This is a genomic window from Bradyrhizobium sp. 132 (genome assembly GCF_023074185.1).
Classification (GTDB): Bacteria; Pseudomonadota; Alphaproteobacteria; order Rhizobiales; family Xanthobacteraceae; genus Bradyrhizobium.
The window spans coordinates 239,695-261,647 of sequence record NZ_JADPKY010000170.1 but is presented as its reverse complement, the minus strand read 5'-3'; the positions used below and the strand labels follow the sequence as shown (position 1 = coordinate 261,647).

At 65.5% G+C, this 21,953-nt stretch carries 16 protein-coding genes and 1 pseudogene; 8 read left to right on the top strand and 9 right to left on the bottom strand.

Features of this window, described 5'->3' with window-relative positions:
• Positions 1-148: 148 nt before the first annotated feature.
• The 8 genes and pseudogenes from IVA74_RS37720 to IVA74_RS37685 all read left to right on the top strand — a co-directional run bounded on the left by IVA74_RS37720 (position 149) and on the right by IVA74_RS37685 (position 13,867).
• Complete coding sequence (locus IVA74_RS37720) at positions 149-2,653, top strand: PAS domain-containing sensor histidine kinase (RefSeq protein ID WP_247352812.1); 2,505 nt, start codon at positions 149-151, stop codon at positions 2,651-2,653.
• On the top strand, positions 2,650-4,182 hold the full coding sequence (gene tsaE, locus IVA74_RS37715; protein ID WP_247352810.1) for a tRNA (adenosine(37)-N6)-threonylcarbamoyltransferase complex ATPase subunit type 1 TsaE: 1,533 nt from the start codon (positions 2,650-2,652) through the stop codon (positions 4,180-4,182). Before IVA74_RS37720 ends, tsaE begins: the two co-directional genes overlap by 4 nt.
• Before the next feature lie 106 nt (positions 4,183-4,288).
• The gene (locus tag IVA74_RS37710; protein ID WP_247352808.1) at positions 4,289-4,606 is read left to right on the top strand and encodes a PilZ domain-containing protein; all 318 of its coding nucleotides are present in this window, start codon (positions 4,289-4,291) and stop codon (positions 4,604-4,606) included.
• Between the two features lie 124 nt (positions 4,607-4,730).
• A complete protein-coding gene (locus IVA74_RS37705; RefSeq protein ID WP_247352806.1) occupies positions 4,731-5,453 on the top strand; it encodes a nucleotidyltransferase family protein in 723 nt (240 codons plus the stop codon).
• Positions 5,454-5,694: 241 nt separating this feature from the next.
• A complete protein-coding gene (gene addB / locus IVA74_RS37700) occupies positions 5,695-8,841 on the top strand; it encodes a double-strand break repair protein AddB (protein ID WP_247352803.1) in 3,147 nt (1,048 codons plus the stop codon).
• On the top strand, positions 8,835-12,344 hold the full coding sequence (gene addA, locus IVA74_RS37695) for a double-strand break repair helicase AddA (RefSeq protein WP_247352801.1): 3,510 nt from the start codon (positions 8,835-8,837) through the stop codon (positions 12,342-12,344). The genes addB and addA overlap by 7 nt, the downstream gene beginning before the upstream one ends.
• A gap of 63 nt (positions 12,345-12,407) precedes the next feature.
• The gene (gene trxA, locus IVA74_RS37690) at positions 12,408-12,728 is read left to right on the top strand and encodes a thioredoxin (protein ID WP_247352799.1); all 321 of its coding nucleotides are present in this window, start codon (positions 12,408-12,410) and stop codon (positions 12,726-12,728) included.
• A 147-nt stretch (positions 12,729-12,875) separates the two neighbouring features.
• A pseudogene (locus tag IVA74_RS37685) lies at positions 12,876-13,867 on the top strand (ATP-dependent DNA ligase).
• Positions 13,868-14,002: 135 nt separating this feature from the next.
• On the opposite strand, the gene IVA74_RS37680 reads toward IVA74_RS37685, so the two are convergent.
• The 9 genes from IVA74_RS37680 to sppA form a co-directional block, all read right to left on the bottom strand.
• A complete protein-coding gene (locus IVA74_RS37680; RefSeq protein ID WP_247352797.1) occupies positions 14,003-14,743 on the bottom strand; it encodes a metallophosphoesterase family protein in 741 nt (246 codons plus the stop codon).
• Between the two features lie 17 nt (positions 14,744-14,760).
• A complete protein-coding gene (locus tag IVA74_RS37675) occupies positions 14,761-16,104 on the bottom strand; it encodes a folylpolyglutamate synthase/dihydrofolate synthase family protein (protein ID WP_247352795.1) in 1,344 nt (447 codons plus the stop codon).
• Positions 16,101-17,042 (bottom strand): acetyl-CoA carboxylase, carboxyltransferase subunit beta, encoded by a 942-nt coding sequence (accD, locus tag IVA74_RS37670; protein WP_247352793.1) that lies wholly within the window; start codon positions 17,040-17,042, stop codon positions 16,101-16,103. The genes IVA74_RS37675 and accD overlap by 4 nt, the downstream gene beginning before the upstream one ends.
• 111 nt (positions 17,043-17,153) lie before the next feature.
• Entirely contained in the window at positions 17,154-17,990 is an 837-nt protein-coding gene (gene trpA / locus IVA74_RS37665) for a tryptophan synthase subunit alpha (protein WP_247352791.1), read from the bottom strand.
• Positions 17,987-19,204, bottom strand: coding sequence for a tryptophan synthase subunit beta (gene trpB, locus IVA74_RS37660; RefSeq protein WP_247352789.1), 1,218 nt, complete (start codon positions 19,202-19,204; stop codon positions 17,987-17,989). The genes trpA and trpB overlap by 4 nt, the downstream gene beginning before the upstream one ends.
• Positions 19,201-19,872, bottom strand: a complete 672-nt coding sequence (locus IVA74_RS37655; protein ID WP_247352787.1) for a phosphoribosylanthranilate isomerase — start codon at positions 19,870-19,872, stop codon at positions 19,201-19,203. The genes trpB and IVA74_RS37655 overlap by 4 nt, the downstream gene beginning before the upstream one ends.
• An 81-nt stretch (positions 19,873-19,953) precedes the next feature.
• Positions 19,954-20,346 (bottom strand): LapA family protein, encoded by a 393-nt coding sequence (locus tag IVA74_RS37650; RefSeq protein ID WP_247352785.1) that lies wholly within the window; start codon positions 20,344-20,346, stop codon positions 19,954-19,956.
• Positions 20,347-20,417: 71 nt separating this feature from the next.
• The gene (locus tag IVA74_RS37645) at positions 20,418-20,723 is read right to left on the bottom strand and encodes an integration host factor subunit beta (protein WP_007598410.1); all 306 of its coding nucleotides are present in this window, start codon (positions 20,721-20,723) and stop codon (positions 20,418-20,420) included.
• Between the two features lie 172 nt (positions 20,724-20,895).
• Positions 20,896-21,876 carry a signal peptide peptidase SppA gene (gene sppA, locus IVA74_RS37640; protein ID WP_247352783.1) on the bottom strand — a complete coding sequence of 327 codons (981 nt, stop codon included), beginning with the start codon at positions 21,874-21,876 and terminating at the stop codon, positions 20,896-20,898.
• Positions 21,877-21,953 lie beyond the last annotated feature (77 nt).

Below are 21,953 nucleotides of genomic sequence, written 5' to 3'. Positions count from 1 at the left end.
TGGAACAGCGCGGCCGGCATTTTTGTGGGGCCGGCTTTGCGTTCACGATCTGGACTCTTACCGGTGGAGTCACGGTGAGGGTATTGTCGTTTGATTCGCGCGCGACGGGGGTCGCCGCGTGCAAATTCGTGCGGTTCTTGGGGCAACTATGTCAGGCGTGATCGTGTCGATGCGTCGGACGCTGCTGTCGTGCACATCGCTGGTGCGCAACGGCGTCTTGGGAAGCGCTCTCGCGGCGCTGCTGCCGGCTGCGCCGGCTGAGGCCGCCGATCTCGTCGACACACTCTCAACATTGCTGGATTTCAACCGGCAGGAACTCGCGGTGCTGGCCACTGCGCTGGCTTTGCTAGGCTTCTCGGTGGTCGCCGCGATTCTCCTGATGCGCACGCGTGTGCGCACGGCGAGGAACGAGGCGCGGCTGCGCGCCCGAATCGGGGAACTCCAGCTCCAGGCCGACCGCTTCGGCGCGCTGCTGTTCGCCGAGCCGCAAATTTTGATCTCCTGGCCGGCCGGCGACAATCGCGCCCAGATTTCCGGCGACATCTCCATGGTGTTGCCGCGCGACTCCTCCCCGCAGCGCCTGCTCGCATTTGGAACCTGGTTGCCGCCGGAGCCGGCGCTCCAGATGGATCACGCGGTCGACGCGCTGCGGGACCGTGGCGACGGGTTCCAGCTGACGCTGACCACCGCGCATGGCCACACGCTCGAGGCCATCGGCCGCGCCATCGGCGGCCAGGCCATCGTCAGGATTCGCGAACTCTCAGGGCTGCGCCGCGATCTGGCCGAGACCAATTTGCGCTACAAGGCGCTGTCGGACGAAACCGAGATGCTGCGCGGCTTCGCCGCCGCCGCACCCTGGCCGATCTGGGCCAAAAGTGAGAACGGCGCGCTGACCTACGCCAACCCCGCCTATGTCCGTGCGACCGAAGCGGCCACCATCGCCGACGCCCAGGCGCGCAAGCTCGAGCTGCTCGACAGCGCCGACCGCACGGCGATGGAGCGGGGACTGAAGGAGGCGGCCAATTTCACCTCGCGGCTGCCGATCGTGATCAGCGGCGAGCGGCGCATCTATGACGTCCGCGCCGTCAATGTCGGCCGGGGCAATGTCGGCGTTGCCATCGATGCCAGCGAGGCGGATGCGCTGAGCTCGGCGCTGGTGCGGATGGCGGAGGCGCATCGCCGCACGCTCGACCAGCTTTCCTCCGGCGTTGCCGTGTTCGACGGCCAGCGCCGGCTCGCTTTCTACAACGATTCCTACCGCCGGCTGTGGGACCTCGATCGCACCTTCCTCGACGCCAACCCCGATGATTCCAGCGTGCTTGACCAACTCCGCGCCGGGCGCAAGCTGCCGGAGCAGCCGGACTTCCGCGCCTGGAAGGTCGAGCTGCACGAGGCCTACCGCGCGGTCGAGACCGCCAAGGACACCTGGTACCTGCCCGACGGCCGCGCACTTTCCGTCGTCACCACGCCGAATCCGGAAGGCGGCGTCACCTATCTGTTCGACGACGTCACCGAGAGCCTCGAGCTCGCCCGCCGCTTCGACGGCATGATCCGCGTCCAGCGCGAGACGCTGGACAGCCTCGCCGAGGGCGTCGCGGTGTTCGGCAGCAACGGCAGGGCGCAGCTGTTCAACCCGGCCTTCGTCCGGATGTGGAAGCTGTCAAGCGACGCCATGCGCGACGAGCCGCACATCCAGACCGTCGAAGGCTGGTGCCATCAGCTGTTCGACGACGCCATCGTCTGGCGGCAGATCCGCGAGGCCGTCACCTCGATCGAGAGCCGCGCCGACGTTCCGCTGAAGCTGGAGCGCAAGGACGGCAGCGTGCTCGACGGCATGATCCGGCCGCTGCACGACGGCGCGACCATGCTGACGTTCCAGGACATCACCGACACCGAGAATGTCGAGCGCGCGCTGCGCGAGCGCAACGAGGCGCTGGAGGCCGCCGACCAGATGAAGGTGGATTTCGTCCACCACGTCTCCTACGAGCTGCGCTCGCCGCTTACCACCATCATCGGCTTCGCGCATTTCCTCAGCGATCCCTCGACCGGGCCGCTGACGCCGAAGCAGGCCGAATATCTCGACTACGTCACCAAATCGACCAACGCCCTGCTGGCGCTGACCAACAACATCCTGGATCTCGCCACCATCGACGCCGGCGCCATGAAGCTGGAACTCGGCCCGGTCGACGTCAGCAAGACCATCGAGCTCGCCGCCGAGGGTATTCAGGACCGGCTCGCCACCGACCGCATCCGTCTCAAGGTCGAGATCGCGCCCGACGTCGGCAGCTTCACCGGCGACGAGAAGCGCGTGGTGCAGGTGCTCTATAACCTCCTCGCCAACGCCGTCGGGTTTTCTCCACAGGATTCCGCCGTCGGCATCAGCGCCCGCCGCACCGAACGCAGCGTGGTCTTCACTGTGACAGATTCCGGGCCTGGAATACCTGCCGACATGAAGGACAAGGTGTTCAACTGGTTTGAAAGCCGATCGCAGGGCTCGCGTCACCGCGGCGCCGGGCTTGGCCTGTCGCTGGTGCGCTCCTTCGTCGAGCTGCACGGCGGCAAGATCCGGGTAGATTCGATCGTGGGCAGGGGCACGGTCGTAATCTGCGACTTCCCGACCGAGCAGGCGGCGCATCGCGACGCCGCCGAATGACTGAACCAACCACATTCTCCGTCGCGCTTCACAACGAGACGGCGACTGCGCACCTGATGGCCGACCTCGCGCTGCTGGTCGGCTCCGGCGACGTCATCACGCTCACCGGCGATCTCGGTGCCGGCAAGACCGCGGCGGCGCGGGCCATGATCCGCTATCTCGCCGGCGACGAGGCGCTGGAAGTGCCGAGCCCGACCTTCACGCTGGTGCAGGGCTACGAGCTGCCGCCATTCCCGGTGATGCATGCCGACCTCTACCGCGTCGAGGACGAGAGCGAGCTCGAAGAGATCGGGCTGTCGCCGCTGCCGGAAGCGACCCTCGTCCTGATCGAATGGCCGGAGCGCGCCCCGTCGGCGATGCCTCAAGACCGCATCGACATCGCGCTGACGCACCGGCCGGCGCTGGGCTCGAGCGCACGCGCCGCCGACATTACCGGCTATGGTAAGGCCGCCGCCACCGTCGCGCGGCTGAAGGCGCTGCGCGAATTCCTCGATGCATCCGGCTACATGGATGCGACGCGCAAGCGCATGCCGGGCGACGCCTCGACGCGCTCCTATGCACGGCTGCTGCGCGACGACGCGATCGTCATCCTCATGAACTCACCGCAGCGCCCGGATGGCGCTACGATCTACAACGGAAAATCCTACAGCGCCGCGGTGCACCTCGCCGAAAATATAAAACCCTTCGTTGCCATCGGCGAAGGTCTGCGCGCACATGGCATCTCGGCACCTGCGATCCATCATTCGGACCTCGACCAGGGATTCCTGATCAGCGAAGACTTTGGCAGCGAAGGCGTGATCGAGGGCGATCCGCCGCGCCCGATCGCCGAGCGCTACGAAGCCGCGGCCGATTTGCTGGCCGTGCTGCACGGCGAGACGCTGCCGGAAAAATTGCCGCTCGATGGGCAGACCTACGCCATTCCTGTCTTCGATACCGAGGCGCTGCTGATTGAAATCGGGTTGATGCCGGAATGGTACCTGCCCGATCGCAACGCACCGCTGGACGACGCGAAGCGCACCGAATTTTTCGCGATCTGGCGCGAACTGCTGAAGAAGCCGCTGGCGGCGCCGAAGACGTGGATCATCCGCGACTATCACTCGCCGAACCTGATCTGGCTCGGGAATCGCACCGGCATCGAACGCGTCGGCGTGATCGATTTTCAGGACACCGTGCTGGGGCCGCAATCCTACGACGTGGTGTCGCTGCTCCAGGACGCCCGCATCGACGTGCCCGAGGCAATCGAGCTGACGCTGCTGTCGCGCTACATCAAGGCGCGCCGCGCAAACGACGCAAACTTCGACGCGGCCGGCTTCGCCGAGCTCTACGCCATCATGTCGGCGCAGCGGAACACGCGTCTGCTCGGCACCTTCGCCCGCCTCAACCGCCGCGACGGCAAGCCGCATTATCTGCGTCACCAACCGCGGATCTGGACCTATCTCCAGCGCTCCCTGGCGCATCCCGCGCTCGCCCATCTGCGCGGCTGGTATCTCGCCAACGTCCCACCGCCCCAACGGCCGGTCCAAGGCTGACAAGGCCGACAAGGCTGATTAGGGGCCCGATTTACCGGCTGTTAGCCAAGACACCGGTAATCTGGCGGCGGGGCAGCCGGATAATTGCGGGGCCGGAGCAGGGCAGATGGCGGTGAAGACGGACCAGCGCGGCAACAGCCGGGTTGTTTTCGAGCGCGGGATCGCGGCCCAGATGATGGGTATCGACGGCACCTGGCGGCGCGACTGCAGCATGGAGGACGTCTCCGAGAGCGGCGCCAAGCTGACCATCGACGGCTCGGTCGAAGGCCTGCATCTGAAGGAGTTTTTTCTGCTGCTGTCGTCTACCGGACTTGCATACCGGCGCTGCGAGCTCGCCTGGGTCAATGGCGACCAGATCGGTGTCAATTTTCTCAAGCTTGGCGACAAGAAGAAAAAGGCGCGTTCCACATCCGTCCGGGCGTAACGGCAACACTCGTCGTACAAGCGTCACGGCAGGTGGTTAAGGCGATTAAGACGCGGTGCGGTCGGTCAAGCCTCGTGTTAGGATTGCGGCGAACGCGAAATCAATGGGTCTGAGAAAGCGAAGGATGTCCGTCAAGCCGACCAAAGCCATGGTGCTCGCCGCAGGGTTCGGCCTGCGCATGCGTCCGTTGACGGATAAGATGCCGAAGCCGCTGGTGCCGGTGGCCGGCCAGCCGCTGCTCGACCACGTGCTCGACAAGCTCGGCCAGGCCGGCGTGAGCGAGGCGGTGGTCAACGTGCACTATCTGCCGGACCAGATCATCAATCACACCGCGTCCCGCCAGCATCCGCGCGTGACCATCTCGGACGAGCGCGACCAGGTGCTCGGCACCGGCGGCGGCGTGGTCAGGGCGTTGCCATTGCTCGGCGATGCGCCGTTCTTCCATGTCAATTCCGATACGCTGTGGATCGACGGCGTGCGCTCCAATCTGGCGCGGCTTGCCGAAAACTTCGATCTCGCGCGGATGGACATCCTGCTGCTAATGGCGCCGACGGCGACCAGCATCGGCTATAGCGGCCGCGGCGATTACGGCATGCTGGCCGACGGCGCCCTGCGCAAGCGCAAGGAAAAGGAGGTCGTTCCGTTCGTCTATGCCGGCGCGGCGATCTTGTCGCCCTCGATCTTCGCCGATGCTCCGACAGGCGAGTTCTCGCTGACCAAAATGTTTGACCGCGCCAACGAGCAGGAGCGGCTGTTCGGCCTCCGCCTCGACGGCGTCTGGATGCATGTCGGCACGCCCGACGCCGTGCACGCCGCGGAAGAGGCGTTTCTGGAGAGCGTGGCGTAGGGTCTCTCTTGTCCCGGACGCGGTGCGGCGCGAAGTGCCGCTCCGCAGAGCCGGGACCCACAGCCACAGCCGTGATGACGTAGCCTGGGGCCCGGCTCAGCGGCGCATCACTGCGTGCTGCGCCGCGTCCGGGGCACGCGAGCGGCGAAGCCGTCAAACAGCGGGGAAGACCTCGTCTGCACCCATGACCATTTGAGTCCATCTCCCTATATTGGCGCCTGATTCCCGAATCAGGCAGCTCATGCGCGTTTTCAGCGTTCCAGTCTCAGTTCCCTTCCTGCGCACCATCGTCTCAAGCCTGCTCGACGGCCGGCTGGTCGACGGCTTTGAGGCGCGCAAGGAACCTGCACAGCTGGCGGACGCCACGTTGTACCTGCCGACAAGGCGCGCCATGCGAATCGTCCGCGAGATCTTCCTCGACGAGATGAAGGCAGATGCCGTCGTGCTGCCGCGCATCGTCGCGCTCGGCGACATCGACGAGGATGAACTCGCTTTCGCCGATGAGGGCGAACAGTTTTCCGGCGCAACGCCGCTCGACATTCCGCCGCGGCTCGGCGAGCTCGAACGGCGGCTGACACTGGCGCAGCTGGTCGCGGCCTGGGCCAAGGGCCCGGTGCTGTCTCCGCTGGTCGTCGGCGGCCCCGCTTCGACGCTGGCGCTGGCCTCTGATCTCGCGCGGCTGATCGACGACATGGTCACGCGCGGCGTCGACTGGAGCGCGCTCGATGGCCTCGTGCCTGACCTGCTCGACCGGTACTGGCAGCACTCGCTCGAATTTTTGCGCATCGCGCGCATCGCCTGGCCCGGTCATCTCGCCGAAATCAAACGCATCGAGCCCGCTGCCCGCCGCGACCTCCTGATCGATGCCGAAGCCAAGCGGCTGACCGCGCATCACCATGGCCCCGTGATCGCGGCCGGTTCGACCGGCTCGATGCCGGCCACTGCAAGATTTCTCCACGCAGTCGCCTTGCTGCCGCGTGGCGCCGTGGTGCTGCCCGGCCTGGACACCGATCTCGACGACGATGCCTGGCGCAGCATCGGCGGCGTACGCGACTCGCTCGGCAAGTTCGCGGAGCATCCGGTCTCGAACCATCCGCAATATGCCATGCACGCGCTGCTCGATCGCTTTGGCATCAAGCGCAGCGACGTCGATATCCTCCAGCCTCCGGCGGAAGGCGGCCGCGATCTGCTCGCCTCCGAATCGATGCGGCCATCGGCCAAGACCGAGATTTGGCACGACCGCCTGAAGCAGCCGGATGTGGCCGCGAAGATCACCGGCGGCATGAACAATCTCGCAGTGGTCGAAGCCCCCAATCCCGAGATGGAAGCCCTCGCCATCGCGATTGCGATGCGTGAGGCGCGGCATCTCGACAAATCCGCCGCGCTTGTCACGCCCGACCGCGCACTAGCGCGGCGGGTGATGGCCGCGCTGACCCGGTGGGACCTCGCGTTCGACGATTCCGGCGGCGACGTCTTGATGGAGACGTCCGCCGGCGTCTTTGCGCGGCTCACAGCGGAGGCTGCGACCAAGGGATTGGAGCCGCCGACGCTTCTGGCGATGCTGAAGCATCCGCTGTGCCGGCTGGGCCGCGCACCTGGCGCGTGGAGGGCGGCGATCGAAGGCCTGGAGCTTGCGGTCTTGCGCGGCACGCGACCGCCTGCAGGCACTGCCGGCCTGCTGCGTGAATTCAATCGCTTCCGCGAGGAGCTGGCAAAGCTGTGGCGCAGCGAGGTCTCCGCGCTGCATAAGGCCGAGCCGCGCGCGCGCCTCAAAGCGGAAGACCTCGATCGCATCCAGGCGCTGATCGATGCCCTGCGGATAGCATTGGCGCCGATCGAGAGCCTGGCGTCAGCGAAGGCGTTTGACTTCGCCGAGCTCGCACATCGCCACCGCGAGATCATGATCGAGCTGTCGCGCGACGAGCAGGGCATTTCCCTGGCCTTCGAGGAGCGCGAAGGCCTCGCGCTCGCAAGCGCCTTCGACGATCTCCTGCGCGGCGGCACGACCAGCGGACTGATGGTGACGCTGCCCGACTACGCAGACGTCTTTCAGACCGCATTTGGCGATCGCGCGGTGCGGCGGCGAGACAAGCCTGGCGCGCGGCTCCAGATCTACGGCCCGCTTGAATCGCGCCTGATGCAGGCCGACCGAATCATCGTCGGCGGACTGATCGAGGGCGTCTGGCCGCCGGCGCCGCGCATCGATCCCTGGCTCAGCCGACCGATGCGGCACCAGCTCGGCCTCGATCTGCCTGAGCGCCGTATCGGCCTCTCCGCCCATGATTTTGCGCAACTGCTCGGCGGCGACGAGGTCATCCTCACCCACTCCGCAAAGGCCGGCGGCGCGCCCGCGGTGGCTTCGCGCTTCCTGCACCGGTTGGAGGCGGTCGCGGGCGACGCGCGCTGGAAGGCAGCAATTCGCGCGGGCGAGAAATACGTGCAGTTTGCAGCCGCGCTGGACCAGCCCGACGAGGTCAAACCGATCAAGCAGCCCGAGCCGCGACCGCCGCGCGCGACCCGGCCGCTCAGGATGTCTGTGACTGCGATCGAGGACTGGCTGCGCGATCCCTATACGATCTACGCAAAACACATTTTGCGGCTCGACGCACTCGATCCCGTCGACATGCCGCTGTCGGCCGCCGACCGCGGCTCGGCGATCCACGATGCACTCGGCGAGTTCACGGAACGCTACGCCACGAATCTGCCCGACGATCCCGCGCGCGTGCTGCGCGTGATCGGTGAAAAGTACTTTGCACCGCTGATGGAACGTCCCGAGGCGCGGGCGCTGTGGTGGCCGCGTTTCCAGCGCATCGCCCGCTGGTTCGGCGAATGGGAGACGGCGCGTCGCGACGTGATCGAGGCTATCGCTGCGGAAACCCGCGGCGAGATCTCGATCCCGCTCGACCACGGGCGCAGCTTCCGTCTCTCCGCCCGCGCCGACCGCATCGAACGGCGCCAGGGCGGCGGCTACGCCATCCTCGACTACAAGACCGGCCAGCCACCGACCGACAAGCAGGTCCAAATAGGCCTGTCGCCGCAGCTCACGCTGGAAGCCGCGATCCTGCGCGAAGGCGGCTTTCCCGATATCGATGCCGGCGCATCCGTGAGCCAGCTCGTCTATGTCCGCCTCAGCGGCAACAATCCACCCGGCGAGGAGCGAATCGTCAAGCTCAAAGTCAATAAGGGCGAAGAGGCGCAGCCGCCTGATACTGCTGCCGCAGAAGCGAGAGCCAAGCTTGAGGCGCTTATCCGCGCCTTCGAGGACGAGAACCAGCCCTACACCTCACTGAACCTGCCGATGTGGACCAACCGCTACGGCACTTACGACGACCTCGCCCGGATCAAGGAATGGTCCGCGGCCGGCGGATTGGGGATCGAGGAATGGTGAAGGCACCGCGCCCCATCCCGGATGAAGTGCGCGCCAGGCAAGCACGCGCATCGGACCCGACCGCGTCGGCCTTTGTGTCGGCCAATGCCGGCTCGGGCAAGACGCATGTGCTGGTGCAGCGGGTGATCCGCCTGCTGCTCTCTGGCGTGCCGCCGGAAAAGATCCTCTGCATCACCTTCACCAAGGCGGCTGCCGCCAACATGGCCGAGCGCGTGTTCACCACGCTCGGGCATTGGGTGACGCTCGACGACACGGCACTCGACGCAGCGATCCGCGCGGTCGGCATTCCGCACCCCAATACAAAATTGCGGCGCGAAGCGCGAAAGCTGTTCGCCTGCGCGCTGGAGACGCCGGGCGGATTGAAGGTGCAGACCATCCACGCGCTGTGCACCCGCCTGCTCCAGCAGTTTCCGTTCGAGGCCAACGTGCCGGCGCGCTTCGCGGTGATCGACGATCGCGACCAGACCGACATGATGGAGCGCGCCAATCTGAAAGTACTGCTGGAGGCCGCGCGCGACCCTGACAGCGTTACCGGCCGGGCGCTGCTGACCGCGATGGCGAGCGCCGCCGACGTCACCTTCAAGGAGGTGGTGCGCGAGGCCTGTCTGAGCCGCGATCATTTCATGGCCTGGACCGATGAGGCCGGGAACGCGGAAGCGGCTGCGACGCAGATGAGCACCGCGCTGGGCGTGGACGCGAGCGATGGCATAGAGGGCGTCGAGACGGAGATTCTCGACGGTCCGTTCCTGCCGCGATCGCGCTGGGACGAAGTTGCCCTCGCACTCGATGGCGGCAACAAGACCGAGAAGGACCAAGCCGATTGCTTACGTTCGGCAAAAGCGTTCTCAGGCAGTGCGCAAGTCGATGCTTATCTTGGGGCCTTCCTGACCGATGAAAAGAAGCAACCACGCAAGACGTTGCTAACCAAACAGTTTTGCAAAGATTATCCGTCAGTCGCTCACCTATTCGAGCACGAGGCGCAGCGGCTCGACGCTCTGATCGAGAAGCGCCGTGCGGTGACCATGCGCGACCGCACCGCAGCCCTGCTGCATATCGCGACCGCGGCTGCCGCAAACTACCGCCGCGAGAAGCAGGAGCGCGGGCTGCTGGACTATGACGACCTCATCGACAAGACGCTGACAATGCTGGACCGCGTCTCCTCGGGCTGGGTGCATTACAAGCTCGACCGCGGCGTCGATCACGTGCTGATCGACGAAGCCCAGGACACGAGCCCGCGGCAATGGGAGATCGTCGCGCACATCATCTCGGAATTCACGGCCGGAGAAGGCGCGCGCGAGGGGCTGAACCGCACCGTCTTCGCTGTCGGCGACGAGAAGCAATCGATCTTCTCGTTCCAGGGCGCGGAACCGCGAGAGTTTGATCGGCGCCGATATGATCTCAGAAGAAAGTTTGAGGCTGCTAACCTTAAATTCGATCCGGTCTCGTTCAACTACTCCTTCCGATCGGGCGCGGCTATTTTGCATTCGGTCGATCAGGTTTTTCGCGAGGAGACTATCTATCGCAGCATTCACGCGGAGAAGGCCTATCCCGTGCACAATGCGCTCGCCGATGCCGGCCCGAGTGTAATCGAACTCTGGGATCTCGCGATTGCCGACGAACGGCAGGAGATCGAGGGCTGGCGCGCGCCGTTCGACGGCGTCGCCGCCACCAGCCCCGAGGTCAAGCTTGCGCGCCGCATCCAGACCGAGATCAAGCGGCTGGTCGAGAGCGGCACGCTGACGGGACACGAAGGCGAGCGGCGGCCCCTGCGCTATGGCGACATGCTGATCCTGGTGCGGCGGCGCGGCAATGCGTTCGACGCCGTGATCCAGGCCCTGAAGCATGCCAACGTTCCTGTCGCGGGCGCCGATCGACTGAAGCTCACCGAGCACATCGGAATCATCGATCTGATGAACCTCGCCGATGCGCTGCTGCTGCCGCAGGACGATCTCGCGCTCGCGGTGGCGCTGAAGAGCCCGCTGTTCGGCCTCGATGACGACGATCTGTTTCAGCTTGCCTGGGATCGCAAGGGATCGCTGCGACGCGCGCTTGGTGAGCATGCGTCCACAAGCGACAAATTCTCGACGGTGCTGCGGCGACTGGAAGCCTGCGAGGTCCGGTCGCGCGAAGAGACGCCGTTCGCCTTCTATGCCTGGCTGCTCGGCGGCGACGGCGGACGCGCGCGCATCCTGCGCCGGCTCGGTCACGAGGCCAACGACGCGCTCGACGAATTTCTGGAGCTGGCGCTGAACTACGAGCGCAAGGCGCCGGCCTCGCTGCAGGGTTTCATGGCCTGGCTGCGCTCGGCCGACACTGAGGTGAAGCGCGACATGGAGATCTCGCGCGACGAGGTACGGGTGATGACCGTGCACGGCGCCAAGGGACTGGAAGCTTCCGTCGTGTTCATGGTCGACACCACATCGTCGCCTGCGGACTCGCAGCGGGTCCGATTGATCCACATGCCGCGCGGCAATGGCGGCGAGGTCGTGGTGTGGGCCGGCCGCAAGGCGGACGATCCCAAGCCCGTCGCCGACGCACGCAAGGCGATGATCGAGGAGACCGAGGACGAATACCGCCGCCTGCTCTACGTCGCGATGACGCGCGCCGCCGACCGGCTGATCGTCAGCGGCTGCTTGCCCGGCAACATGAAGACGGTTCGCAAGCTGAGCTGGTACGACCTGGTCGACACCGGGCTCGCCGGCTCGGGCCTGGACAAGCAGACAATCGAGACGCCGCTCGGCAAGGTGACGCGGTTCGCGCGGCCCGGGGATGCCGAGGCACTGGGCGCGCCGGCGACATCCGTGGACCAGAGGACCGCGCTCCCGGACTGGCTGCGGACGCCGGCGCCGCGCGAGACCGTCGATGACGATCCGGTTCGTCCCTCCGGCCAGTCGGCCGAGGAAGGCCGCGCGGTGCGGTCAAGTGAATCGGTGCAGTCCCGCGCGCTCGCGCTGCAACGCGGCACGCTGGTGCACCGGCTGCTGCAATCACTCCCCGACATCGCCAGCGATCGCCGGCGCGAGGCCGCGCTCGGCTTCATGGCGCGCAATGCCTCGGACTGGGCGGAGGCTGACCGCGCCGCTCTGGCCGACAAGGTGCTCGCCCTCATCACTGAGCCGCGCTTCGCGCCGGTCTTTGCCGCGGGCAGCCGGGCGGAGGTCGCCATCGTCGGCAGACTGGAGCGGCCGGGCCGCACCCCGGCGCTGGTGTCGGGGCAGATCGACCGGCTGGTCGTTCGTCCGGATGAGGTTTTGATCGTCGATTTCAAGACCAACCAGGCGGCGCCCATCAGCGCCGCTGAGGTGCCCGCGACCTATGTCCGGCAGCTTGCGCTGTATCGGGCGGTGCTATCGCGGCTTTATCCCCAAAAGCCTGTTCGAGCCGTCCTGCTCTGGACCGAGGCCCTTGAATATATGGAGATTTCAGCCCCCGCGCTGGACGCGGCGCTGGCATCCCTTCATCTCCGTGTGAGCGTCCTTGACCCGGCAAGGAGCCGTTCATAGGTTGACGGCATGATCTCGGGTGCGATTCCCGTCGCGTCCTTCTCTCAGGTACGAGGTATTCCCATGGCCGTTGGCAAAGTTTCTGACACCGATTTCGAAGCCGAAGTGCTCAAGGCGGACGGTCCGGTGGTTGTCGATTTCTGGGCCGAATGGTGCGGTCCCTGCCGCATGATCGCACCCGCGCTCGACGAGATCTCCGGCGCGATGGGCGACAAGGTCAAGATCGTGAAGCTCAACGTCGACGAGAGCCCGAAGACCGCATCGAAGTATGGCGTGATGTCGATCCCTACCCTGATGATCTTCAAGGGCGGCGAGATGGCTTCCCGCCAAGTCGGCGCCGCGCCCAAGGCAAAGCTGCAGCAGTGGATCACCTCCGCGGTCTGATCCGCCGCGCACGAGATTATTTTTTGGAAACGGCCGGCGAAAGTCGGCCGTTTTGCGTTGATGGGACATCTCCAGCTTATGACGAGTCCCAGCCCCTTGCCTGCAGCCCCTGCAAAGCGCGCACGAAAATCGACATCTCTCGTTGCGATGGAGGCGAAGTCCGTCGATGCGATCCCGCGCGGCAAGGAGTGGCAATACGAGCCGAAATGGGATGGCTTCCGTTGCCTGCTGTCGCGCAACGGCGGCAGCATTGATTTGCGCTCGAAATCCGGCGAGGACCTCGCGCGCTACTTCCCCGAGATCGTCGCCGCGGCACTGAAGCTGAAGGCGGATTGCTTCACGCTCGACGGCGAGATTGTCGTGCCGCACGGCAAAAGCTTTTCTTTCGACGCGCTGCTGCAGCGCATTCACCCTGCTTCAAGCCGCGTGAACAAGCTCTCTCAGGACACGCCGGCACTTTATCTCGTCTTCGATCTGCTTGCGACGGCTGGCGAGAAGCAGCTTGCCAAAGAGCCGCTCGGCGAGCGGCGGCCGGCGCTGGAAGCGTTTGCGAAAGCCAACCTGAAAGCCAGCATCTTCCGCCTCTCACCGGCGGCGACAAGCTACGCCACCGCGCAAAAATGGCTGGCGCAATCCGGCGGCGGCTCGGACGGCGTCATCGCCAAGCGCATCGACCTGCCTTACCAGGCGGGAAATCGCGACGGCATGCAGAAGATCAAGAAATTCCGCAGCGCCGATTGTGTCGTCGGCGGCTTCCGCTATGCCACCAACAAGCTCGCCGGCCGGAGCGTGGTCGGCTCGCTGCTGCTCGGACTCTACGATGACGAAGGTCTGCTTCACCATGTCGGCTTCACCTCGGCGATCAAGGCGACAGAAAGGCCTGCTCTGACCGATCGGCTGGAAGCGCTGATCGGCGAGCCGGGCTTCACCGGTAACGCGCCGGGCGGGCCGAGCCGCTGGTAAAATGGTGTCCGCTCAAGCCGAAGCTCGTGATCGAGGTCTGCTACGACCATTTCAGCGGCGAGCGCTTTCGCCACGGCACCTCGATCCTGCGCTGGCGCCCCGACAAGGCACCGCGCCAATGCAGCTTCGCGCAGCTGAAGCAGAAGGTGGCGGATCCGATGAAGTTGCTTGGATGACGATCGCTCTCGTGCCCCGGACGCAGCGCAGCGCTTCTTCAGCGGTGCGCTGCAGAGCCGGGGCCCACCGCCTGCTGGGTCCCGGCTCTGCGTCGCGTCATTTCATGCCGCGCCGCGTCCGGGACACGAGCGGGGCTATCTAATCCATCCCGTCGCCAGCGCATTTGCCAACTCCGGCTGGCCGTTGCGACGCGCCAGCGCGGCCATCGTGTCGTGATCGTACGCAACATGACGAAACGTCATCTGCCAGGCGTCATCGACGCGCTCGGCGATCGCATAGCGCGCATGCGGTGTGCCGGCTTCGACGACATGCGGGAACGGATGCTTGTCGCGATAACCGGGACTGCCGACGCTGCCGGGATTGACGACCAGCCGACCATCGCGCAGCCGCACCGCGCGGGCGAGATGGGTGTGGGCGCAAAGGATCAATGATTGCGCGATGCCTTGCGCAAACTGCTCGATGCGATCGAGCGGCGACAGCGCCACCGCGCCGTCGGGATGCACGGTATCGAGCCAGTAGACCTCGTCATTGCCGGGCGTCGCGTGGCAGAGGAAAACCTGATCGCGGAACACCCGCGTCATCGGCTGGGCGCGCAGCCAGTCGAGCTGCGTGCCATCCAGCTGCGCATGGGCGGGGCGATCCCATGAACCCATCTTCTCCGGGGGACGGTCGAGCAGATAGCGGTCGTGATTGCCAAGCACGTGCACGGCATCGAGCTTCATCAGGATCTCGATCGTGCGGCGCGCGTCGAGCGGCCCGCTCAGCATGTCGCCGAGATTAACGATCTCGGCGATGCCCTGCGCGCGAATGTCGGCGAGCACTGCCTCCAGCGCGAGATAGTTTCCGTGGACGTCGGCAATCGTGGCAAAACGCATGTTGGTCACCGCAACCCTTATGCAGGAGGCGTTCCGTTGAGCCCCAGCACGTGGCCGGCGAGATAGAGCGAGCCGGTGATCAGGATGCGCGGCGGCACTTCATAGGCGAGCTTCGCCAATGCGCGCAGTGCGGCCTCGATACCCGGCGCGGGCTCGACGCGCATGCCGAGGCTGCGCGCGGCATCCGCGAGGATGTCGACCGGCATCGCGTTGTCGGTGTCGGGAATCGGCACCGCGATGATATGACGGGTCAGACCGGCGAAATTGGCCAGAAACGCTCGCGCGTCCTTGTTGGCCATCATGCCGGCGATGACGACCAGCGGTCGCGACACCCGCTCCTCGAGATCGCCGAGCGCCGCCGCCGTGACGCGGCCGCCCTCGGCATTGTGCCCACCATCGAGCCAGATCTCCGATCCCTGCGGCCCCCAGGAGAGCAACTCGCCGGACGTAATGCGCTGCATCCGTGCCGGCCATTCGGCGCCGACGATGCCCGCTTCGAAGGCCGCTTGGTTGATCTTGAAGGCGCTGGTGGCCCGCAGCGTCGCAATCGCGAGGCCGGCATTGTCGAACTGGTGGCGGCCGAACAGGCGCGGCGCGGTGAGATCCATCAAACCGCGATCGTCGGAATAGACCAGCCGCCCGTGCTCGACATTGACATGCCAGCTCTCGCCCGCGGCAAACAACGGCGCGCGCATGCGCTTGGCCTGAGCCTCGATCACCGCCATCGCCTCGCCCGACTGCTCGGCACAGATGACGGGTACGCCGCGCTTGATGATCGCGGCCTTCTCCCCGGCGATGGAGGTCAAGGTGTCACCGAGGAAATCCATGTGATCCATGCTGACAGGCGTGATCACGCAGGCCGCTGGTGCATCGACCACATTGGTCGAATCGAGCCGGCCGCCGAGGCCGACTTCGAGCAGCACGACATCGGCCGGGTTCTGCGCGAACAGAAGAAACGCAGCCGCAGTCTTGAGCTCGAACACGGTGGCGGCTTCGCCGGCATTGACCCGCTCGACCTCTTCCAGCGCCGCGCGCAATTCGTCGTCACCGACCAGCACGCCGCCGCCAACGCGGCCGAGCCGGAAGCATTCGTTGATGCGAACGAGATAGGGCGAGGTGTAGGCGTGGACGCGGAGGCCCGCGGCCTCCAGCGTCGCGCGCAGATAAGCGAGCGTCGAGCCCTTGCCGTTGGTGCCGGCGATATGGATCACCGGCGGCAGCTTGCTTTCAGGGTGACCGAGCCGCTCGAGCAGGCGGTGCATCCGCTCCAGCCCGAGATCGATGCGCTTCTGATGCAGGACCGACAGCCGCGCGATCAAGTCGCCGAGCGACGGCTTTGCGCTGTCAGAGGGAGCGTTCACGCGTGCGGCGCGGCCGGCGCCGTCTCGGGAGCCGATACGATCTGCGCCGGGCTAAGGACCGGCTGCACCGGTTTCGAGGCGCTCTCCAGCGCTGGCGCCCTGGTCAACAGGCGGCAAAGCCGCGCCAGGGTCGGGCGCAATTCGTGGCGGTGCACGACCATGTCGACCATGCCGTGCTCCTTGAGGTATTCGGCGCGCTGAAAACCCTCGGGGAGCTTTTCGCGAATGGTCTGCTCGATCACGCGCGCGCCGGCAAAACCGATCAGCGCACCGGGCTCGGCGATCTGCACGTCGCCGAGCATCGCATAGGACGCGGTGACGCCGCCGGTGGTCGGGTTGGTCAGCACGACGATGTAGGGCTGTTTTGCCTCACGCAGCATCTGCACCGCGACGGTGGTACGCGGCATCTGCATCAGCGACAGGATGCCTTCCTGCATGCGCGCGCCGCCTGACGCTGCGAACACGATGAACGGCGACTTCTTCTCGACCGCAAGCTCGAGCCCGCGCACGATGGCTTCGCCCGCGGCCATGCCGAGCGAGCCGCCCATGAAATCGAAATCCTGCACGGCGACGACGACGGCGGCACCTTCGAGCTTGCCGTACCCGACCTTGATCGCGTCGTTCAGATTGGTCCGCGCGCGTGCATCCTTGATGCGATCGACGTATTTCTTCTCGTCGCGGAATTTGAGCGGATCGGGCGTGACGTCAGGCAGCGCGACGTCGTACCAGGTCTCGTTGTCGAAAATCGACTTCAGACGCGCCACCGAGTTCATGCGCATGTGGTAGTTCGAGCCGGGGATGACGAACTGGTTGGCCTCGACGTCCTTGTAGAACACGAGCTGTCCGGAATCCGGGCACTTGATCCACAAATTCTCCGGCGTCTCCCGCCGCAGCATGTTGCGGATCTTCGGCCGGACCACATTGGTAAGCCAGTTCATGGTTTGCTCCGATGTGCGACCCGCCTTGCGGATCGCCTGAAGGGATATATGGCGGCCGGGCCCCGGCTCGGCAAGCCGCCGTGTCGCCCGCCCGAAAAGCGGAATTGTGGCCTATTCCGCCGCCTGTTGCGCGCCCTTGACGCCCTGGGCCAGGGCCGCCGTCAACTCGGCGACGGCGTTAACGGTTTTGCCGGTGGCGCGCCCGTCCGCATCGAGGCTGTTCCTGAGGGCGTCGATCAGCGCGGTGCCGACCACGGCGCCATTGGCATGGGACGCAATGGCGCGGGCGTTCTCCGGCGTGCGGATGCCGAAGCCGACGCAGACCGGCAGCTTGGTGTGCCGCTTGATACGGGTAACCGCCTCGCTCACGGAGGAGGCGTCAGCCGCCGCCGCGCCTGTGATGCCGGTGATCGCGACGTAATAGACAAAGCCCGAGGTGTTGGCGAGCACCGCCGGCAGACGCTTGTCGTCGGTGGTCGGCGTCGCCAGGCGGATGAAGTTGAGGCCGGCCTTCATCGCGGGCAGGCAAAGCTCATCATCCTCTTCCGGCGGCAAGTCGACGATGATGAGGCCGTCGATGCCGGCGGCTTTGGCATCACCTAAGAATTTGTCGACGCCATAGATGTAGATCGGGTTGTAATAGCCCATCAGCACGATCGGCGTGGCGTTGTCGTCCTTGCGGAAGCCGCGCACGAGATCGAGCGTCTTCTTCAGCGTCATGCCGACCTTGAGCGCGCGAAGGCCGGCGGCCTGGATCGACGGGCCGTCGGCCATCGGATCGGTAAAGGGCATGCCGAGCTCGATCACATCGGCGCCCGCCTTCGGCAGCGCCTTGATGATCTCGAGCGAGGTCGCCGGATCGGGATCGCCGGCCATCACGAAGGTAACGAAGGCCGCGCGGCCGGCTTTTTTCAACTCGGCGAAACGGGTGTCGATACGCGTGGTCACTTGCTCTTGCCCCTCAGGATGTCACCGACCTGCGGGACGTCCTTGTCGCCGCGGCCGGAGAGGTTGACGACCATCAGGTGATCTTTTGCCCGCTTCGGCGCGAGCTCCATCACCTTGGCGATGGCATGTGCCGGCTCGAGCGCGGGGATGATGCCTTCCAGCTTTGACAACAACTGGAACGCTGCGAGCGCCTCGTCGTCGGTCGCGGAGAGATAGTTCACGCGGCCGATCTCGTGCAGCCAGGAATGCTCGGGGCCGATGCCGGGATAGTCGAGGCCGGCCGAGATCGAATGCGCGTCCTGGATCTGGCCGTCGGCATCCATCAGGAGATAGGTGCGGTTGCCGTGCAGCACGCCGGGACGGCCGCCCGCGATCGAGGCCGCGTGCAGCTGCGTCAGCCCGTGGCCCGCAGCTTCGACGCCGAAGATTTCGACCGTGGAATCATCGAGGAACGGATGAAACAGGCCCATCGCGTTGGAGCCGCCGCCGATGCAGGCGACCAGCGAATCCGGCAGGCGGCCTTCGATCTCCTGCATCTGGGCCTTGGTCTCGTTGCCGATGATCGACTGGAAGTCGCGCACCAGCGTCGGATAGGGATGCGGACCGGCGACAGTGCCGATGCAGTAGAAGGTATCGTGCACGTTGGTGACCCAGTCGCGCAGCGCCTCGTTCATGGCGTCCTTCAGCGTGCGCGTGCCCGACTGCACCGGAATCACCTTGGCGCCCAGCATCTCCATGCGGATGACATTGGGTTGCTGCCGCTCGACGTCGACGGCGCCCATATAGACGACGCAGTCGAGACCGAAGCGCGCGCACAGCGTCGCAGTGGCGACACCGTGCTGGCCGGCGCCGGTCTCGGCGATGATGCGCTTCTTGCCCATGCGCCGCGCCAGCATGATCTGGCCGAGCACGTTGTTCACCTTGTGGGAGCCGGTGTGGTTGAGCTCTTCACGCTTGAGGTAGATTTTTGCGCCGCCGAGATGTTCGGTCAGACGCTCGGCGAAATAAAGCGGCGAGGGCCGGCCGACATAATTCTTGAGATAGCCGTTCATCTCGGACTGGAAGGCCGGATCGGCCTTGGCCTCGGTGTAGGCCTTCTCCAGATCGAGGATCAGCGGCATCAGGGTTTCGGCGACGAAGCGTCCGCCGAAAATGCCGAAATGGCCGCGCTCGTCGGGCCCGCTACGATAGGAATTGGGTTTTACGCTATTCATCGGACGCTCAATTTTTGACTTGCATCTTGGCTTGCGCGCGCAGCGCGAATGAAGGCTTTGATCATCTCGGGGTCCTTCACGCCCGGTGCGCTCTCGACACCGGAGGAGACGTCGACACCGCCGGCGCGGGTGACGCGAAGGGCTTCGGCGACGTTCCCTGGATGTAGCCCGCCCGAAACCATATACGGCAGCGCGAGCTCAAGGTTTTCGAGCAGGCGCCAATCGAACGGTGCACCCAGGCCACCGGGCCGGGTCGCGTCTTTCGGCGCGCGTGCGTCGAACAGGATGCGATCGGCGACCGCGAGGTAGCCAGGCAGCACGGCGAGATCGGCTGACGTTGCGACCGGCACGACCTTCATCACCGGGCGACCGAACCGCTGCTTGATGTCGCGCAGCCGCGCCACGCTCTCCTTGCCGTGAAGCTGGAAAATGTCCGGCGACAGCGCGTCCATGATGTTGTCGAGCGTCGCATCGTCGGCGTCGACGGTGAGCGCGAGCTTGAGCGCGCGCCGTTTCACCTGCCGGCCGAGGTCCCGCCCCGCCTCCAGCGACAAATGCCGCGGCGACGGCGGGAAGAACACGAACCCCACCATGTCGGCACCCGCGTCGAGCGCCGTTTCGAGCGTCTCGGGCGTGGACAGGCCGCAGATTTTGACGAGCAGGGACATGTTTTCCAAGGATATGGGCTCAAAGCAAATGGAGGCCGCGGGCCGGCGGCCGGAAAACAGGGTTGTCGGTTGCGGCCGCTTCTACAACCTCGCGCGCTGCTTGTCTCGCCCGACCGGCCCGTAAAGGCCCACCCCGAAGGGAACGGGGAGGCGCTGGGACTCGGGCCTTGCTGCGGCCGCCTGGGCCCGCAGATCGGCCAGTTCGCCCCGTGCGGCCCGGGCCTCCGCCTCATTCCGGCGCGCCGCACGCCGCCAGTGCCGCTGGCCGAACCAGACGGCACAGCCGCCTGCGAAGACCCCGAGCGCAGCCACCACGATCAGAAGCAGGAACAGCGGCAGCGTGACCGAGAATGACGGATCGTTGGAAACGAAGGGATCGAACGAGACCGTGACGAATTGCCGGTTGGCGACGGCAAAGACCATCAGGATCAGGCCCAGCGGAATCACGATCAGCGCGGTCAGGAACTTTCGCATCTCGCTTCGCTCGCCTTGAATCAAGCTTGCGGCCCCATCGCTCGCGACCGCGGGAAACCCTGACGTCGGCCTCAGTCTGGCGCGCCTGGATCCGGATGGTCGCGATTCAGCCGTTCGCGCATTTCCTTGCCGGTCTTGAAGAACGGAACGCTCTTCTGGTCGACGGGCACATGGGCGCCGGTGCGCGGATTGCGCCCTGCGCGTGCAGGGCGATGCTTGACCGAGAAGGCACCGAAGCCGCGCAACTCGACGCGGTCACCGCGCGCGAGAGCCGCTACGATCTCTTCGAGAATCGCATTCACAATGTTCTCGACATCCCGCTGGTACAGATGCGGGTTGTGCTCGGCGATACGCTGAACAAGTTCGGATTTGATCATTGAGAGATAGGACCCGGGAGCGTGCGGATGACCATTTCCGTGAAAATACCGTGATCTGTCAAGACGCTAAATGAAGATTGAGCGTCGTGAAAATGCGTGACAAATGCCGAAAAAGCGGGCTGGCCCGGCACGCGTCGAACGGGAAAAGCTTCTGGGGCTCGCCCGGCGCCGGTCAGTTCGACGCCGCCGGCTGCCACAAGGCCAGCATTCCATCCATTCCGATCCGATCGACCGCCTGAGCGACGCCGGTTTGTCCGATTTGATGCGCAATCGAGCCTAAACCCAGCGCTTCCAGCGTCACTGCGGCCGCAGTCTTGAGGAACGGCAGATCGCCGAAGCGCGGCTGCAACTTGTAATCGCGCACGGAGAGCCCCTTCTTGACGCCCCTCTGCTCGACCAGCCAGGTCACGGCGGTCTTCTCGTCGCCGATCTGGTCGATCAGCTTGAGATCGATCGCCTGGCGTCCGGTGAAGACACGGCCATCAACCACTTTCTCGAGCTGCGTGTCATCCATGCCACGCCGTTCCTTCACCAGGCCCTTGAACCAGGCATAGGAGTCCTTCACCAGCGCATCGAGCGCAGCCCGCGCCTCGGGGCTGGTCGGCTCAAAACCGTTGGGCGCGGCCTTCAACGGCGTGGATTTCACCTCCTCGACCTTGACGCCGACGGTTTTCAGCAGCTCCGAGAAGTTTGGAAACTGGAACAGCACGCCGATCGAGCCGACCAGCGAGCTCTGCTGGGCGATGATGTGGTCGCTGGCGATTGCGGTGATGTAGCCGCCGGACGCCGCAAGCCCTTCGACCACGACGACGAGAGGCTTCTTCGCCTTCAGACTCACAAGCGAATCATAGAGCTGCTCGGAGCCGGCGGTGGTGCCGCCCGGCGAGTTGATGTGGACGATGACGGCGGCAGCCTGCGAATTCTCCAGCCGCTCCAGCGCCTGCGTGCGATCGGAATCGCTGCGGATCAGACCCTCGATCTGGATCCGCGCGATCGAGCCGGCGGACGCGAACGTGCCGCGCGCACCTGGTGTCGCCACCAGCGCGAAGCCTGCAATCGCCGCGATCGCGATCAGCGCGGCCATCACGCGCCAGAACGTCAGCTTGCGGCGGATCCTGCGGCGATCGACGATGACGTCTGAGTCGAGCGACATCGGAATATCTCCAAAATGAAGGGCCAAGCGCGTTGTGCCGTCACAGCGTGACCATTGGCTTATCTGGATACATCAAT

Excerpts from the sequence above, each read along its gene's own strand:
- IVA74_RS37720 (WP_247352812.1), top strand. The coding sequence starts at position 149 with ATGTCAGGCGTGATCGTGTCGATGCGTCGGACGCTGCTGTCGTGCACA.
- tsaE (WP_247352810.1), top strand. The coding sequence starts at position 2,650 with ATGACTGAACCAACCACATTCTCCGTCGCGCTTCACAACGAGACGGCG.
- IVA74_RS37710 (WP_247352808.1), top strand. The coding sequence starts at position 4,289 with ATGGCGGTGAAGACGGACCAGCGCGGCAACAGCCGGGTTGTTTTCGAG.
- IVA74_RS37705 (WP_247352806.1), top strand. The coding sequence starts at position 4,731 with ATGTCCGTCAAGCCGACCAAAGCCATGGTGCTCGCCGCAGGGTTCGGC.
- addB (WP_247352803.1), top strand. The coding sequence starts at position 5,695 with ATGCGCGTTTTCAGCGTTCCAGTCTCAGTTCCCTTCCTGCGCACCATC.
- addA (WP_247352801.1), top strand. The coding sequence starts at position 8,835 with ATGGTGAAGGCACCGCGCCCCATCCCGGATGAAGTGCGCGCCAGGCAA.
- trxA (WP_247352799.1), top strand. The coding sequence starts at position 12,408 with ATGGCCGTTGGCAAAGTTTCTGACACCGATTTCGAAGCCGAAGTGCTC.
- IVA74_RS37680 (WP_247352797.1), bottom strand. The coding sequence starts at position 14,743 with ATGCGTTTTGCCACGATTGCCGACGTCCACGGAAACTATCTCGCGCTG.
- accD (WP_247352793.1), bottom strand. The coding sequence starts at position 17,042 with ATGAACTGGCTTACCAATGTGGTCCGGCCGAAGATCCGCAACATGCTG.
- trpB (WP_247352789.1), bottom strand. The coding sequence starts at position 19,204 with ATGAATAGCGTAAAACCCAATTCCTATCGTAGCGGGCCCGACGAGCGC.
- IVA74_RS37655 (WP_247352787.1), bottom strand. The coding sequence starts at position 19,872 with ATGTCCCTGCTCGTCAAAATCTGCGGCCTGTCCACGCCCGAGACGCTC.
- IVA74_RS37650 (WP_247352785.1), bottom strand. The coding sequence starts at position 20,346 with ATGCGAAAGTTCCTGACCGCGCTGATCGTGATTCCGCTGGGCCTGATC.
- IVA74_RS37645 (WP_007598410.1), bottom strand. The coding sequence starts at position 20,723 with ATGATCAAATCCGAACTTGTTCAGCGTATCGCCGAGCACAACCCGCAT.
- sppA (WP_247352783.1), bottom strand. The coding sequence starts at position 21,876 with ATGTCGCTCGACTCAGACGTCATCGTCGATCGCCGCAGGATCCGCCGC.